Raw genomic sequence first — 17,097 nt, 5'->3', positions numbered from 1 at the left:
GCTGTCGAAATCGCCTAAAACAGCAGATTTATTAATAATCTGGTTGTTTTTGTGAAATTTTGTTTGAGGCTTGTCATATTCTCACCAATTGAACGCAATTAAACCTTTGGGTTAGGTTTATACTCATTTTATGGCGCTGGCTTGTTATTACCTTTTAGATATCAGCTTTTGATTCTAACCACCTCCCCGTGAAACGGTAAAGTCGGCGAGTTGTTCTCTATGCCCTTGTGAACACTATGAATACATTAGAAAAAATTCAAAAAAACCTGGAAAATTTTAGCAAGTCTGAGCGAAAAGTTGCAGAAGTAATCATGGCTTCTCCTCAAACAGCTATCCACTCTAGCATTGCTACATTGGCAAAAATGGCCGATGTCAGTGAGCCTACTGTTAACCGCTTTTGTCGCCGTCTGGATACCAAAGGTTTCCCTGATTTTAAACTTCACCTTGCTCAAAGCTTGGCGAACGGAACACCTTACGTAAACCGTAATGTTGAAGAAGACGATGGCCCAGACGCCTACACGCATAAGATTTTCGAATCAACCATGGCGTGTTTGGATGTAGCCAAAAACAGCTTGGACGCGATGCAAGTTAATCGTGCGGTTGACCTTCTCACTCAAGCGAAACGTATTTCGTTCTTTGGTCTAGGGGCTTCTTCAGCCGTAGCAAAAGATGCGCAAAACAAGTTTATTCGCTTCAATATTCCAATCACGTGTTTTGAAGACATTGTAATGCAGCGTATGAGCTGTATTAACTGCACAGATAACGACGTTGTGGTTCTGATTTCTCACACAGGGCGCACTAAGAGCCAAGTTGAAATCGCAAACTTAGCACGCGAAAACGGCGCTACTGTTATCGCGATCACCGCTAAAGACTCACCACTCGACAAAGCAAGTTCACTGTCGATTTCACTTGATGTCCCAGAAGACACCGACGTTTACATGCCAATGGCAAGTCGTGTAGTGCAAATGACCGTTATTGACGTATTAGCAACAGGCTTCACACTACGTCGTGGTACGCGCTTCCGTGAAAACCTGAAGCGTGTCAAAGACGCTCTAAAAGATTCAAGGTACGACAAGTTATCACAGTTCTAACATTAAAAAGCGGAGCCAAGTGCTCCGCTTTTTGTTTTACTGCTGGTCTGCATCCATCAATGATGGCTTTCTCTTTCTAACGATGATTTCAATTCCACCGAACCGACTGATTCAGGCTCGCCTTTCGAGCAACTTCCATTGAACTCACATACTTGCTCCAAAATATGGACCAAACGCGCTTTGGTTAACGGTAAAGGGTTGCCTTTTATTGCTATCGACATCAGGGCGTCATCTGCAACCTGCTCAAATGAAGTCGAGCAAACCCCAAACTCATTGAGCAATGGTAATTTCAAACGATCCAACATCATTTGTACCCAAAGTACTCCATCGTCCACGTGGACGTTGGTTCTTCCTGTCACCAACTGTGCTATTTTGCTATAGCGGTATATCACATCGTTACGCCCTGCCAGCTTGGCCGCCGCAATATTTTCTCTCATAACATGGGGCGCTAACTGCGCGGTAATCACGCTGTGTGGTGCATTCAACTTTCCACCAAGCGCAGACGCCAACCCGTGCGCAGCGCCCAACTTAGCATTAGTGATAGCCATACCACCCAACATCGCTGCAAACGACAAATCCGCTCTGGAGCGATGATCATCTTGTAAGCAGCCTGCGAGAATAGAGCCACTTAAGCGCCTTAGACCTTCTTCACACACCATATCAGTGAGTGGGTTAGGCTCTCCACATACATACGCTTCCATTAAGTGAGTAAACGCGTCCATAGCACCTCGCCCAGAAGTATATAAGTCAGTGCCATAAGTCAAAGTGGGATCAACAATAGCGACATCGGCCAACATGTCAGGGCTACGTAGGCTGACCTTGACCTTATCTTGCCCTGAACGCAGTACCGCATTTCTCGTTACTTCAGAGCCAGTGCTTGCAGTGGTTGGAATAGCAATGAAAGGCAAAGGCTTTGTTTTGAGCGGGACATTTCGGCCTACAACTTCCACATAATCATACACATCCCCTTGATTGGGTATGATCGCAGCAAGTGCCTTGCCCATATCGATGACACTACCACCACCAATACTCACAACCATATCGGGCTTAAAGCGCCTCCCTACTACTGCAGTTTCTTCTATCATGGTGATATTAGGCTCACCCGAAACTGCCACATGCTGATAGCGCATACTCTGGCTTTTTAGGTAGTTCACAACGATTTCCGAGCGACTCGGATCTTGCCCAGTCACCAACAGTACACTGTAGCCATATTGGTTTAGTGTCGACAGTGATGATTGCAGTGCTCCCTCTCCAAAAATAATGCGAGTCGATGTCATAAACTGGAACATGTTTGCATCCCTCAAATTGCTCAACTCAGTTTAGCTTGCCCTCATCGATTGCAAATTAAATTGATGAGGTGCACTTTGTTTGCAATACCCCTACAAAGTTGACGTTTTTATGTGTCATATCACATTGATACTCAGTAAACACTTCGATTATTGCCGACTTTGTAATCGATAGATTTTTCCTATCAGAGTAACAGGTAATTGCATCTTTATTTCCTCCTGAGGATGAGGCATAGTTGCACGTAATAAAATAAAGGAGAAAGATTTATGTTCGTAGTTATCTTTGGTCGCCCAGCTTGTCCATACTGTGTACGTGCAAAAGAGCACGCTGAAACACTGAAAGCAAAACGTGACGACTTCAACTACCGCTATGTTGATATTCACGCTGAAGGCATCAGCAAAGCTGACCTAGAGAAGACTGTTGGTAAGCCAGTAGAAACAGTACCTCAAATCTTCGTAGATCAAGAGCACATCGGTGGTTGTGACGACTTCGAAGCATACGCTAAAGAGAACCTAGGTCTATTCGACTAATCTCTTGTAAAGAATACAAAAAAGCCCGCTATTCACTAGCGGGCTTTTTCTTTTCTGAACGTCTCAGAATACCGCTTCTCGGTCATAGAAATTTCAACGTTTTCCCTTACGTCAACTAATTGCAAAAACAAAAATATTTCACTTATATTTTTGCAATATTCAGATACAATCCGCACACTTATACCTATACCAGCTAGATCTGGTATTTACTCTTTTTGCTGGCATAACCCATAGAGCCGAGCTGTGAATATCGACGTCGTACTTTTGCTTGAACAAAACCCTATCCTTCTAATCTTTGTTGTATTAGCTATCGGCCTTGCCTTTGGAAAAATTCGCTTTGGAAACTTCCAACTAGGTAACTCTATTGGCGTACTAATTACTTCCCTAATCATGGGGCACCTTGGTTTCTCATTTAATGCGGACGCCTTAACAATTGGCTTCATGCTGTTTATCTACTGTGTGGGTATTGAAGCAGGGCCAAACTTCTTCGGTATCTTCTTTCGCGATGGTAAACATTACTTTATTTTGAGCCTTGTCGTTCTCGTGACAGCTGTCTCGATTACCTACTTTGCAAGCCACTACCTCAACTTAGATTATGGTTTGTCGGCGGGTATGATGGCAGGTGCGCTGACCGCGACACCAGTACTGGTAGGTGCTCAAGACGCACTTAACTCTGGTCTCGCCACTGTACCAAGAGACATGGATTTTTCGAGTGTCAGAGAGAACTTATCGGTGGGCTATGCGATGGCGTATCTGGTCGGTTTAACCAGCATGATCATGTTCGCCAAACTGTTGCCAAAAATTCAAAAACAAAACCTTTCCGACTCAGCACAACAAATTGCTCAAGAACGGGGACTAGGTAGCTCAGGGCAACGTAAAGTTTACCTGCCTATCATTCGCGCATACCGTGTGGGCCCAGAGCTGATTGATTGGACAGACGGCAAAAACCTTCGTGAGTTGGGTATCTACCGCCAGACAGGTTGCTACATTGAGCGTATTCGTCGTAATGGCATTCTCGCCCATCCAGATGGTGATGCGATTCTACAAGAAGGCGATGAAATCGCTTTGGTTGGTTTCCCAGACAGCCACGCCCGACTAGACCCAAGCTTTAGGAATGGTAAAGAAGTTTTCGACCGTAACTTACTTGACTTACGTATCGTAGAAGAAGAGATCGTCGTTAAGAGCGACAGCATGGCGGGTAAACGCCTATCAGACCTAAACCTTTCTGAATACGGCTGTTTCCTAAACCGAGTGGTTCGCGCACAAATCGAAATGCCGATGGATCTCGATATCGTTTTGGCAAAAGGCGATGTGCTTCAGGTGAGTGGTGAGAAAAGTCGTGTACATGGACTTGCTGAAAAAATCGGTTTCATCTCGATCCACAGCCAAATGGCCGACCTACTGGCATTCTGTAGCTTCTTCATCCTTGGCATTATGTTTGGTTTGATTACCATGACCTTTGGTCAAGTATCGTTTGGTTTAGGTAACGCGGTTGGTCTATTACTATCAGGTATAACGCTTGGTTTCCTAAGAGCTAACCACCCTACTTTCGGCTACGTCCCGCAAGGCGCGCTGAATATGGTCAAAGATCTTGGCCTTATGTTCTTCATGGTTGGAATTGGGCTGAGCGCCGGCGGCAAGATGTTTGAACACCTCTCTCAAGTCGGTGTACAGGTTATTGGCTTAGCATTCTTAGTCAGTGTGGTGCCTGTCGCCATCGCTTACTTGGTGGGTGCGTACGTACTTAGAATGAACCGCGCACTGCTGTTCGGTGCAATAATAGGCGCGCGCACTTGTGCACCAGCGATGGACATTGTAAACGACTATGCGAAGTCGACTATTCCAGCACTAGGCTATGCTGGCACTTACGCGATAGCCAACATTTTAATGACGCTAGCAGGTACGATACTCATCATACTCAGCTAAACATTACAAAATCGGATAATAAAAAAGGCGCTCTCAAGAGCGCCTTTTTCGTTTTCGTACCACAACGATTAGATATCGATGATGTCTGTCTCTACTGCAGGGTTTACGTCTGCATCGTAGTCAACGCCTTCAACACCGAAACCGAATAGCTTCAAGAACTCTTCTTTGTACTCAACGTAGTCAGTCAGTTCTTTTAGGTTCTCTGAAGTGATTTGAGGCCACAGTTCACGACAGTGCTGTTGAATGTCGTCACGCAGTTCCCAGTCATCCAAACGCAGACGGTTCATATCGTCTGTTTCAGGTGCACTACCGTCTTCTTTGTATAGACGTTGGCTAAACATACGGAAGATCTGCTCCATACAGCCTTCGTGTACGCCTTCTTCACGCATCTTCTTGAATACCATTGCGATGTACAGAGGCATTACAGGAATTGCAGAACTTGCTTGAGTCACAACAGACTTAAGAACAGCAACGTTTGCGCTGCCGCCAGTCGCTGATAGCTTATCGTTTAGAGCTGTTGCTGCACGATCTAGGTCCATTTTCGCTTTACCTAGCGCGCCATCCCAGTAGATTGGCCAAGTTAGCTCAGTACCAATGTAGCTGTAAGCCACTGTCTTACAGCCTTCAGCTAGAACGCCAGCTTCTGATAGTGCATTGATCCAAAGTTCCCAATCTTCACCGCCCATAACGGTTACTGTATCTTTGATCTCTTCTTCCGTTGCTGGCTCAACACTCGCTTCGATAATAACGTCTTTGTTAGTATCTACCGCAGTTGATGTGTAAGTCTCACCAATCGGCTTTAGAGCAGAACGAATCACTTCGCCTGTCTCTGGCATTTTACGCACTGGAGATGCCAGTGAGTAAACCACCATATCGATTTGACCAAGGTCTTCTTTGATCAGATCAATCGTTTTCTGTTTTGCTTCGTTTGAGAAAGCGTCACCGTTTAGGCTCTTAGCATAAAGGCCTTCTTCACGAGCAAGCTTTTCAAATGCCACTGAGTTGTAGAAACCAGCAGTGCCTGGTTTTTTCTCTGTGCCTTCTTTTTCGAAGAAAACACCGATAGTTGATGCACCGCCGCCGAATGCCGCCGCGATACGAGAAGATAGACCGTAGCCACTTGAAGAGCCAACAACCAATACACGCTTAGGCGCGTTTTTGATTGGACCTTGCGCTTTAGTGTAAGCAATTTGTTCTTTTACGTTCGCTTCACAACCCACTGGGTGTGTAGTGGTACAGATAAATCCACGAATTCTAGGTTTGATGATCATATTCAACTTCCTTAAAAAATCACCGCTAGGATAAAAGGTTCGCGGTGAAATCTCACCTAATTTCTTCAAAAATGCTGCGAATTTGCAAGTGGTTGGAGCACTATTGTCCGATTTAGTTCTCCGTTTCGCTAACAAACCACCTTCGATGTTTATGAATAGAAAAAGGCACCTCTAGGAGGTGCCTTTGTTGATATTTCAGTGATTACGCAGCGCTATTCAGCTTTGCCTTTTTTTTGCCGTGCGTTCTCACCTCGCTGAAATCATGGCTGAAGTGGTCCACTTGGATAGCTTTGTAGCGAAGTTTATCCGCCGCTAGCACCTTATCCACTTCTTCCTGAGAAATAACATCAGCATCTAACGCTTGCTGCAGGCGCTCTGTTAGTGGGCCTTTACGCGCCACTTTACCCTCTTTCGCCGCTTTAAACATCTTACGCTCGATACTCTTAATGCCATACATTGCTAGGAATGCTTGCTCCATCAGACCAACACTGTCGTCTTCATCTTTGCCCACGTAACAAAGGTGAGTTAGACGGTCACGATGTGCGCCCGGAGTCATTAAGCTTTCAGCCAATTTCACAGATAGGTCATCGCTCGGTTTAGCAAAATGGTTACCTAGTGGGAAGATAAGTACTTTCAGCAGGCGACCTACCGCTTTTTGCGGGAAGTTTGTGTACGCTTCCTGAAGCGACTTAGCACCATTATGCAAACAATGCTGAATTGCGTAGTGCACGTAATCTAAATCTTGTTGCTGGCGGCCTTCATCTTCGTACTTTTTCAGTACCGCAGAAGCCATGTATAGGTAGCTTAAGCCATCACCCAAACGTGCAGAGATCATCTCTTTACGTTTCAAGTCACCGCCCAAAGTCAACATTGCAAAGTCTGCACTTACTGCTAGAGCGCGGCTCAATCGAGTCATATCTTTGTAGTAACGCTGCGTTGGACCACTCATGTCGGCTTTGATGAAGCGTGAACCTGTCAATGCCGCACCAAATGCACCAAAGGTGTTTTTGGTCGCATGAGCAATGTGTTTAAACAGCAACTTATCAAACTCTTTAGCACCCTCTTTCTCATCAGGGTTCGCCGCTGCTTCCATCTCTTTCAATACATATGGGTGACAACGTGTCGCGCCTTGACCAAAGATCATTAGGTTACGCGTCAAAATGTTCGCACCTTCTACCGTAATCGCAACTGGCACACCCAGATAAGCCGAAGTCAGGTAGTTCATTGGGCCTTCTTGAATTGCACGACCTGAGTGAATGTCCATCGAGTCATTCAAAATCGTACGGGCGATTTCCGTCATATGGTATTTCGCCATTGCGGTTACGATACCAGGCTTTTCTTTCATATCCAGAGAGGTCGTTGTAAGCGTTCGGGTCGCTTCCAACAAGTATGTTAAGCCACCGATACGACCAAGCGCTTCAGCAACGCCTTCAAACTTACCGATAGACATACCGAACTGCTTACGCACGTAAGCGTATGCACCCGTAGTGCGGGAAGTTAAGTGACCAATTGAAGTGCCAAGTGCTGGGAGGGAAATACCACGACCAGCCGACAGACACTCCACCAGCATACGCCAACCTTTACCTGCGTATTCTTGGCCGCCAATCAACCACTCCATTGGAATAAAGACATCTTCACCACGAGTTGGACCGTTCATAAACGCTAGGCCAATCGCATCGTGACGCTCACCCACTTCAACGCCTTCATGCGAGGTAGGAATAAGTGCACATGTGATACCCAATTCTTCTTTGTCACCCAATAGGTGCTCTGGGTCATTCAGCTTAAATGCCAAGCCTAGTACGGTAGATACAGGAGCAAGAGTGATGTATCGCTTGTTCCAACTCAAACGAATACCCAGAACTTCTTTGCCCTCATGAGTGCCGTAACACACCGTACCTTGGTCTGGGATACCACCTGCGTCAGAACCTGCTTCTGGGCCGGTTAATGCAAAACATGGGATGTCCGTACCGTCAGCTAGACGTGGCAGCCAATAGTCTTTTTGCTCTTGTGTACCATAGTGAGAAATTAGCTCACCTGGACCTAAAGAGTTCGGAACCATCACGGTTACCGCAGCGCTGATGCTGCGCGTCGCTATTCGCGACACAATGGTCGAGTTTGCTAACGCAGAGAATTCGCGACCACCGTACTCTTTCGAGATAATCAAAGAGAAGAAACGCTCTTTACGGAGGTATTCCCACACTTCTTTCGGCAGATCGCGGTCTTGTTTAACAATCTTGTAGTCGTCGAGCATCGACATCAGCGTTTCAAGCTCGTTGTCCATAAAGGACTGCTCTTCTGCTGTTAATGTTGGCGTTGGGTATTGATGCAGCTTAGTGAAGTCAGGAGAACCTGAGAAAAGCTCTCCATCCCACCAGACACTGCCCGCTTCCATTGCTTCTTTTTCAGTACTTGATAGGGGTGGCAGTACCTTCTTAAAAAACTTGAAAGCTGGGTCGCTTATCCATTTTCTACGTAGAGAGCTCATAATCAGATCCTTTTGTTCACAGTTTTGTGTGTTTTATTATTGGGTCGGTTATTTGTGTTATTCGTATAGCTAATTATTATTTTAGTCGGCGGCCATGCCGGCGGATAAATATGGGATCAAAAGATCAACGACGGCTTTTGCATCGACCTTCTGTCCAAAATCATTTTCTGCAATTTCAGCTAATGCTTGGCTCGAAGCCATGGTAAAGACACAGGTGCCTAGCGTGAAATGAAGGCGCCAGAACAAGCTTTCTTGCGTCAGCTTAGGGTTCGCTTTTAAAACAGATTGAGTGAACAGCGATAGCACTTCTTGATAACGAGTGGTAATAAACCAGCGAAGGTGACCTTGTACGTCGGTATAACCGCGCCCAATCAATAGCATGAATCGGCTTGTTCCATTTGGCCTCACGTCGTTCAGAGAACGTAACGGAGAACGCAGAGATTCAAATACGTCCGACATTTCATAATCTTCATTGAGATTCAGATTAATCAATGCGTCTTGTAGAGCTGGCATGAACGCTTCTAGGTAGCGATCAATCACCGCACGCACTAGCGTTTTCTTGTCACCGAAATGGTAGTTGACCGAGGCTAAGTTCACTCCAGCCTTACTGGTGATGGTTCTCAACGACGTGTCGTTAAACCCGTACTCGGCAAACAACGCTTCTGCGACGTCTAAGATTTTTTCTTTCGTGCTACTTCTCGGGGCCATTTCAATCACTCGTATTAAACAACTGTTTGAAAATATACTCTCGACACATTTACTTAACAAGCAATTAACATCACATTTTTTAATATTGGTCAGACCAGAAAGAAATAAAGGTAGGTAACAAGCTGAAAAGTAAGCGCAAAGAATTTAATTAAATTTTTTTGCTATTTTGGGGAACTGTTTGAATTTAGCCCGGTCTGAATAAGTGTAGTTAGCAGAGCATTAAGAGTTTCACAGGCCGTCAAACTTGTTTTCTTACTGTTGCTACTAATTAACGCTGCTTTTTCTTATTAACTCCTATGTTTGTATCCGCCCAGAACACTTTTGTTCTGGGCTTTTTTTATCCTTCTCACTCTACTTCGAGCAATTTCGTTCTAAGGCGAAAACACCCACCGAGAACTCAGCAAGAAATTACTTACCATTCCAGCCAGTACCCCCAAAGCTAGTGCCACCAGCGCCGCAATGCCACCAGTACCCAGCACTAACAGCGCCAGATTGAAGACAATCAAATTGGGAATGGCCGAGAGAAGTGCCACCACAATAAACTTCAGCCACTGTTTTCCTTTCGCTACATGCTGACAGTGAGTAAAAGTAAAACAGCGATTTCCACACCAAGTTACCGTTGCAGCAAAAAGAAACGCGACCACTCTAGCCGGTAAAGGGGCCCAGTCGCCTAGGTAAAACAACAGCGAGAATAAACCAGCATCGGCTAAAAAGCCGATGCTGCCTACCATGCCAAACTTCACGAACGTTTCAGACACCATCATGTTCGTTCACAAAGATAAAGAGCACGATGGCTTTTCGCCGTGTACTGAGCAACACACGTTAGCTGCTTTTGTTGAACCAATGACTCTACCGAATTTCTATCACCAACCAATTGCACTTTATCCAACTGCTGTAAAACAGATTCGTCGGTTAACTGCTTGGCTTTGCCACTACTGTAAAATTGACCAGAGAAAGGTCGTTTACCGATGTAGTATGTCGGAATCGATTTATCGGCCTCGACAAATATGACCTTGTCGCTGCGTTTATCTGCGACAAACAGGTGGATATACACCACAGCAAGTACCAGTAACGCTGGTACTATCGCCGCCGACACCTTAAACCACTTAGCATCGTAGTCGATGTCTTTCACTAGCATAGCGACAAGCAAGCCCATCGCGGGAATACCCGGTAAAACATAAGCGGGCAGTATGTTACCTGATAAAGTAAAGAGCACTAACGGAGACACCAGCCACAACATAAGGTAAGTCACTAAGCCATCACTGTCTTTATTTAGCACTTTGAGTTTCGTCTTGTTCTTCCACAGCAACACTGGCAAAACGATTGACCAAGGCAGTGCCGAATACAGCCAGAACAGCCATATCATCCCTCTTGGCTCATCATGGGCACTGCCGTAGAGATCCCCTTCCCAACCACTTACCACAAAACGTTTAAAGTGCTCGCCTACAATAAAATAGTTAAGAAACCCCGGTGTCGCTCGCTCAGCTAGTAAATACCAAGGCAACGCAATAATCAGCATTAAACCCATACCAAGCACGATCGGAAATCGATTCCAAAGCGTTCTAAATCCACCGATGACACCATGCTGTAGAATCAGCCAAGGCATAACCGCTAAACCCATTAGAACAATGACCAAAGGCCCCTTTGCTAATAAGCCAATCGCTAACCCGATAAATCCCAAATACCCCCATGCTGGCTTCCCTTGCCAGCATAAGTAACAGCCGACCATCGCCAAGGTTAAGCCCAGCGTTAGAGCCATGTCCGTCATCACAGCGCCTGCAGAAATCGCAAACACACCACAAGTTGCAATCACCAGCGAAGTAATCAGTCCGCTAAACCCTGCTCGGCGCGCTAGATAAGCCATCAATCCAATAACCAGTAAGCCAGCAAGCCAATGAGGAGCTCGCACCGCAAATTCATTTAAGCCAAACAGCTCGATTCCACCCGCACTCATCCAAGTAAAGAGTGGTGGCTTACCCCAAAATGGCACCCCATAGTCGAACTGTGGTGTAAGCCAGTTGCCAGTTTCAATCATCAGGCGGGCCATTTCGCCATAACGCGCTTCCGTCGTATCCATCAATGGATAAGCACCTAGGGACAACAAACGAATCAGCAGCACGGTTACCAGAATCGCCCACAAGTGCACTTTATTGATTCTCACGCGCTTTTCTCCAGTGTTTCATTTCGAGTATTCGATGATTGCTCGACCACCGACTGCACCAAATACAGCGGTCGCTGTTTGGTTTCGATAAAGATTCGACCGATGTATTCGCCGAGCACACCGATGCTCAATAGTTGAATTCCGCCAAGTGCTAGCTGCACTACCATCATTGAGGGATAACCAGACACCGGATCGCCAAACAACACAGTTTTTGACACAATCACGGCTCCGTATAGGAACGCCACCAGCGCAATCAAACCACCGAAAATCGTTGCTAGCCTAAGCGGGCGAATAGAAAACGAGGTAATGCCATCCACGGCGAGCCCCATCAGTTTGAAGTAATTCCACTTGGTTTCTCCGCAGTAACGTGGGTCTCGTTCAAACTGCAAGGTCGTTTGTTTGAAGCCGGGCCAAGCAAAAATGCCTTTCATATAACGATTGCGTTCAGGCAAGCTGTTGATGTGATCGACCACTTCTCTACTCAACAAACGAAAATCGCCTACATTTTCGGGAATCTCGGTTTTTACCAAAGTGTTCAAAACCCGGTAAAAACTTGCTGCCGAGAAACGTTTGAACCAACTCTCTCCCTCGCGTTTGCTGCGCTGCATGTTGACCACATCTACGCCTTTACACCACTCGACCAACATTTGAGGAATCAATTCTGGGGGATCTTGAAGATCGGCATCGAGCAAGATAACTGCTAAACCTCGACAGTGTTCCAGCCCTGCACTCATCGCCGCTTCTTTACCAAAATTTCGGCTTAAGCTGATACTGACTACATCACTCGATGTACTGGGGAAATGCTCGATTAATGCTTTACTACCATCACAGCTGCCATCATCGACGTAGACGATCTCGCAAGACTCCTCTAGTGAATCCAGTACCGAAGTTAATCTGGTATGGAATTCGGTTAACACCTCTTGCTCGTTAAAGTAAGGTACAATCACAGACAAGATCACCGAAGAATCAGACTGTCTAGGTACAAGAGTTATTGTGCTCATAACGTTTACCTTTCAACGTAAGTGACCAATACCGCTAGGTTGCAGCAGTCATTGGATGATGAAAGCGTTATATCAATCGAAACGTGGAAACAATGTCGTACACATTTTTTTCACGCGTTTTCTGGATATTTGGCGCTGTATTAAGATGAGAGATAGCCATGAAGAAAGTGTTACTGGTTGAAGACAACCGAGAAGTTGCCGGTATTTTATTTGACTACTTTGAATGCCTCGGCATGGAACTCGACTATGCAGACAACGGTGAACTCGGACTTCAACTCGCCCTAGAAGGCCGTTTCGACGTTATCCTGCTCGACCTCATGCTACCTCGAATGGATGGCCTTACCGTGTGCAATAAGCTGCGTGAAGCAGGCAACAACACTCCGGTATTAATGCTCACAGCTTTAGACAACCGTGAAGACATGCTGAATGGCTTTAAACACGGCGCAGATGATTACCTCACCAAGCCATTCGATCTCGAAATTCTTGAAGCAAGAATGAATGCGCTAGTAAAACGCTACCGTGGTGAAGTGTCTCACTCTTCCATCCAATTTGGCCAAGTACGAATTGATCAAAAGACGCGAAAAGCCTACCGTTCAGATAAGCTTCTTGCTCTGAATCCTACCACTTACACCATACTCGAACTGCTATGTTTAAAAGCACCCGAAGTAGTCAGTAGAGAAGAAATCTCTGAAAAGCTATGGCAAGAGAACGAGCCAAACAACGATGTATTGAGAAGCCACATCTACCAACTGAGAAACCAGCTCGACAAGCCATTCACCACCCCACTTTTGACCACGATTCCTAAAGTAGGCTTTCGCTTAGAGGAGCAGTGATGATTACCCACTTTCTCAACAGCACCAAGTCTCTCACTGGTAGGCTGGCGACGTTTTTCACCTTTGTATCGGTGGTGATTGGCCTCGTCACCTTCCTGATGTTTATCGCGGCTTTGCAGTGGTCGGAAGATCGCATGGGTGAACGCCGGATATTGATAGACCGAGACGAAGCAGCCCAGCGCTTTATTCAAGGAGAAAGTGGAGTTATCCAAATAGATGCCCTCACCTACGCATACAACGACTTATCCCTACTGCCCAAACCCTATGATGAGTTTATAAAAGGCAAACAGAACTTTCTTGGCGAAGTGGGTCACGACTTTGACCCGCTGTCACACATGGTCTACGTTGGACACTACTGGGTGAAGGGTGAGCAGATGCCTTTAGTCCTCTTATCACAAATCGACCGAGTAGAATTTGGGGTCGATGAATTGGTCTATTCGGGAACCATAGTCATTGGTTTGGTTGCGGCTCTGATGTTCATGTTCGGCACCTTACTCTACCGCTTATCTCAACGCTTGATTGAACCTGTCAACGACATCGCCAATCAGCTTGAACAACTGTCTGGTGATGCTCAGCAACCATTTGAAATTCGCCCTGGCGCTGCTGTTGAGTTCCAAGTCCTAACTGAACGGCTTAACACTTATCGCTCTGATATTCACGCGTTACTGAAACGTGAGCAGGCTTTTGCTCGCTATGCTAGCCATGAACTAAGAACCCCGATTACCATCGTCAAAGGGGCTAACAAACTATTGTCAAAAGCCCAGCCAACAGAATTCCAACATCGGCAAATAGAGCGCATCGACGAAGCAAGTCAGCAGATGAGCACCATGGTTGATGCACTACTCAGCCTTGTAAGATACGAACGCGATGCATCAAGCTGTGAATCCCGAGTGTTTGGTAAGACAGAGCTGGAACAAATTGTGGCTCAAAACAGCGCGCAAGCCATCACAAAGAATGTCGAATTGGTGGTTTCAGTTACTTCTGAGCCAGTCATTGACGCATCACCTGCCATCGTCAATATGGTGCTTGGCAACTTACTTCGTAACGCCATCGCAGCCACCAATCAGGGCAAAGTGACAGTCTCACTTTCTAAGCATTGTTTGGTTGTGGAAGATGAAGGGGAAGGGTTAGCCGAAAAGCCTAACCAAGAAGGGCATGGGTTGGGGTTATTGATTGTCGACGACCTTTGCCAACGCTATCACTGGCAGTTTTCTCTGACCAATAGGCAAGGTAAAGGCTGTCGAGCAGACATTCAATTTACGCACTAGTATGACTGCCTGAAACTTTATCTCCATAACGATGAAGTAAGTCCTCAAACGGTAGCGGCTTATCGAACAAATAGCCCTGTAATAACTGACAACCCGAGGCTTTCAGCCACTCGCTCTGCTGCTCGGTTTCGACCCCTTCCGCTACGGTAATCAGCCCAGAGACTTCGGCGACGGCGAGTATAGAGCACACCACCCCTTCACCTTGAAGGTTCACTGCTACCTCGTTGATAAATGCGCGATCAATCTTAATTTCGCTGATTGGAAGCTGGTTTAAGTAGCGCAAAGAGCAATAACCGGTACCAAAGTCGTCCAAAGATATACCAAATCCTGCCGTTCTCAGCTGCTCCAAAATTGGGCGCGTCGACACTAAGTCATGAATCAGAATGTTTTCGGTAATCTCAATCGTCACTTGCTCAGTATCAATGCCAGACTGTTCAACCATGCTCAATAAGCGGTCAACTATCTCTGGCTCCAACAACTGAATCGGAGAGAAGTTGACGGAGACACCAATTTTCAATTGGGTAAGCTGACAAAAACGCTGCACATCCGTGCAAGCCTTTAGGAAAACGTAGTCTCCAATAGAGTCAATCAATCCTTTCGATTCTGCGACAGGAATAAACTCATCGGGAGGCACAAACCCTAGGTTGTCATTCGACCAACGACAAAGTGCTTCTACCGCTTTGAGCTCTCCAGTAACACCATCGACTTGGGGTTGGTAAACCACCGAAATTTCGTCGCGTTGTAACGCATTAGCGAGTTCATCTTCTACCAAGAATTGACGCTGTACATGCTGGTTTATGTCTTCGTTATAAAACAGCGCCGTGCCCTTTTGTCTTCCTTTCACTTGGTACAGCACAATGTCAGCTTTACTGATCAACTGTTGTTCGTTATCGCCATCGGCTGGGTATGTCGAAATTCCCACACTGCCGGACACCTTTAACCTCACCCCATTGAGCAGCACAGTGTCATTAACCAGCGCCAGTATTTGTTGTGACTTCTCAGTGATTTCCTCAAGGCTGTTCATATTGGCAAAACACAATATAAATTCATCGCCACCAAATCGCGCTACCGTGTCTTGCTCTGTGGTGAGAGTTTCTAGCTTACGGCTGATCAGCTGAATCAGTTCATCCCCAACGCGATGGCCATGCTGGTCGTTCACCTTCTTAAAGTCATCTAAATCAACAAACATTACCGCGAGCATGCTGTTTTGTTCACGGCAGCGGTTGATTGCGGCTTCAATATCTTCGCTCAGTTTAAATCGATTGGCTAAACCAGTGAGCGAATCAAAGTGGGCATAGTATTGAAGCTGCTCTTTGCTCTTCTCTAGCTGGTTGATGTTGTCTTGAATATTGTTTTTAAACGCATAGAAGCGTCTGTTGATGTAGCTACCGAGCCATAACGAAATAGCACTCGAGATCAGCGCAAACACCAAGCAGACTATCAGTATCTTATTCAAGGCTTGCTTGCCTTCTTCAACCAAGGTTTGCTCTTTATCAACCAAATACGAATCGATTCGAGTGACAGGCACAGACGCAACCAAGGTCCAATTCCAGCGCGGATAGTGATAAACATAAAACAGTGCTGGGTTGGCATCGTTCGCTTGCGTCATATCAATGAACTGCCCACCTTCAATAAAGTTTTGCCCCGCTAGCTTGTCAGCAAACTGCCACTTTTGCCCGACCTTACTGTTATCGATGTGCGAAATCACGGTGTTGTCTTCATCCAATACGACAACCGAGCCTTTGTTTTCAAACGTATAACCAGATAGCCATAGCAGTAACCCGTTACGAATATCGCTTTCAACATCCACCACATATTCACCAGTGCCTATAAACCAATCATAAGGTTCGAAACGCTTACCAAAGCCGATTTTCTCGAACTCTAAATCGCCAAAGCCTGGCTTTCTGAACCACCAGCGATAGAAGGCTTCACCAATGTCCGATGCCGCAATAAGATCAATGTGTTCCTTTAAAATTGGCGTGCCATGGACATCTTTCAAACCGATTTTGGACTGGCCTTCAATTTGAGGCAGTAAAGGATGCAGAACATTGACTCCCTGCATGGTAAAGACGAAGAAATACCCACGCTGCTGGTTAAAGCGAATCGGCTGAAGCGCTTGATAGATTCGTTGAGTAATCTCTGATTTAGGTAACTCACGATTGGAATCGTAGATGTGTTGGGCAATTTGATGGGCTTCAAGGACGCGAGTTCGAATATCGCTTTCGAGGATATTCACCGTTTGAGCGCGTTCATAGTTCATCTTATCGATGATCGCATCCACTCTCTGTTGCACCGCCGCTTTTTGGCTGGCTATAAAATCTGCTCTTAGTCCATCGACTAAAATGCGAGTTTTCTGTTGATTGTGATGCGTTAATAAAACCACTAACGCCAAAACAAACATGCTGACAATTAAAAAAGGAAAATAACGTACGATTTTAACCAGCTTCACATCGGAAACTTTATACATGATATTTTGCCATTCCTTAACTTCTCCAAAGAGTCTCACTTCCCGCGAAACTTCTAAGCCCCTGTATTT

General features: G+C 45.8%; 13 protein-coding genes. 5 read left to right on the top strand and 8 right to left on the bottom strand.

Features of this window, described 5'->3' with window-relative positions; all coding sequences use genetic code 11:
* Positions 1-236: 236 nt before the first annotated feature.
* On the top strand, positions 237-1,091 hold the full coding sequence (locus ACXABW_RS05615; protein ID WP_252030397.1) for a MurR/RpiR family transcriptional regulator: 855 nt from the start codon (positions 237-239) through the stop codon (positions 1,089-1,091).
* A 56-nt stretch (positions 1,092-1,147) separates the two neighbouring features.
* On the opposite strand, the gene ACXABW_RS05610 is transcribed toward ACXABW_RS05615, so the two are convergent.
* Positions 1,148-2,380 carry an iron-containing alcohol dehydrogenase gene (locus tag ACXABW_RS05610; RefSeq protein ID WP_457524435.1) on the bottom strand — a complete coding sequence of 411 codons (1,233 nt, stop codon included), beginning with the start codon at positions 2,378-2,380 and terminating at the stop codon, positions 1,148-1,150.
* A 264-nt stretch (positions 2,381-2,644) separates the two neighbouring features.
* On the opposite strand from ACXABW_RS05610, the gene ACXABW_RS05605 reads away from it, so the two are divergent.
* Complete coding sequence (locus ACXABW_RS05605; protein WP_239842121.1) at positions 2,645-2,908, top strand: GrxA family glutaredoxin; 264 nt, start codon at positions 2,645-2,647, stop codon at positions 2,906-2,908.
* A gap of 243 nt (positions 2,909-3,151) precedes the next feature.
* Positions 3,152-4,834, top strand: a complete 1,683-nt coding sequence (locus ACXABW_RS05600; protein WP_252030395.1) for an aspartate:alanine antiporter — start codon at positions 3,152-3,154, stop codon at positions 4,832-4,834.
* Positions 4,835-4,902: 68 nt separating this feature from the next.
* Here the strand turns inward: ACXABW_RS05600 and fabV are convergent, their stop codons facing one another.
* From fabV to ACXABW_RS05570, 6 genes are all read right to left on the bottom strand, one after another.
* Entirely contained in the window at positions 4,903-6,105 is a 1,203-nt protein-coding gene (gene fabV, locus ACXABW_RS05595) for an enoyl-ACP reductase FabV (RefSeq protein ID WP_457524433.1), read from the bottom strand.
* A 202-nt stretch (positions 6,106-6,307) separates the two neighbouring features.
* Entirely contained in the window at positions 6,308-8,590 is a 2,283-nt protein-coding gene (locus tag ACXABW_RS05590) for an acyl-CoA dehydrogenase (protein WP_457524431.1), read from the bottom strand.
* An 81-nt stretch (positions 8,591-8,671) separates the two neighbouring features.
* The gene (locus ACXABW_RS05585; RefSeq protein ID WP_457524429.1) at positions 8,672-9,298 is read right to left on the bottom strand and encodes a TetR/AcrR family transcriptional regulator; all 627 of its coding nucleotides are present in this window, start codon (positions 9,296-9,298) and stop codon (positions 8,672-8,674) included.
* 371 nt (positions 9,299-9,669) lie between these two features.
* Positions 9,670-10,062: a GtrA family protein gene (locus ACXABW_RS05580; protein ID WP_457524427.1), complete on the bottom strand. Its 393-nt coding sequence runs from the start codon at positions 10,060-10,062 to the stop codon at positions 9,670-9,672.
* Positions 10,059-11,459 carry an ArnT family glycosyltransferase gene (locus ACXABW_RS05575; RefSeq protein WP_457524426.1) on the bottom strand — a complete coding sequence of 467 codons (1,401 nt, stop codon included), beginning with the start codon at positions 11,457-11,459 and terminating at the stop codon, positions 10,059-10,061. Before ACXABW_RS05575 ends, ACXABW_RS05580 begins: the two co-directional genes overlap by 4 nt.
* Complete coding sequence (locus tag ACXABW_RS05570) at positions 11,456-12,460, bottom strand: glycosyltransferase family 2 protein (RefSeq protein WP_457524425.1); 1,005 nt, start codon at positions 12,458-12,460, stop codon at positions 11,456-11,458. Before ACXABW_RS05570 ends, ACXABW_RS05575 begins: the two co-directional genes overlap by 4 nt.
* A 158-nt stretch (positions 12,461-12,618) precedes the next feature.
* Here ACXABW_RS05570 and ACXABW_RS05565 point away from each other — a divergent pair, with 158 nt between their 5' ends.
* Positions 12,619-13,293, top strand: a complete 675-nt coding sequence (locus ACXABW_RS05565; RefSeq protein WP_252030386.1) for a response regulator transcription factor — start codon at positions 12,619-12,621, stop codon at positions 13,291-13,293.
* Positions 13,293-14,561, top strand: coding sequence for a sensor histidine kinase (locus ACXABW_RS05560; RefSeq protein ID WP_457524423.1), 1,269 nt, complete (start codon positions 13,293-13,295; stop codon positions 14,559-14,561). Before ACXABW_RS05565 ends, ACXABW_RS05560 begins: the two co-directional genes overlap by 1 nt.
* On the opposite strand, the gene ACXABW_RS05555 is transcribed toward ACXABW_RS05560, so the two are convergent.
* Positions 14,551-17,028: a bifunctional diguanylate cyclase/phosphodiesterase gene (locus tag ACXABW_RS05555; protein ID WP_457524421.1), complete on the bottom strand. Its 2,478-nt coding sequence runs from the start codon at positions 17,026-17,028 to the stop codon at positions 14,551-14,553. The genes ACXABW_RS05560 and ACXABW_RS05555 overlap by 11 nt on opposite strands.
* Positions 17,029-17,097 lie beyond the last annotated feature (69 nt).

The organism is Vibrio paucivorans (assembly GCF_054053395.1).
The sequence above is the reverse complement of the archived record's forward strand: the minus strand, read 5'-3'. Positions and strand labels throughout refer to the sequence as shown.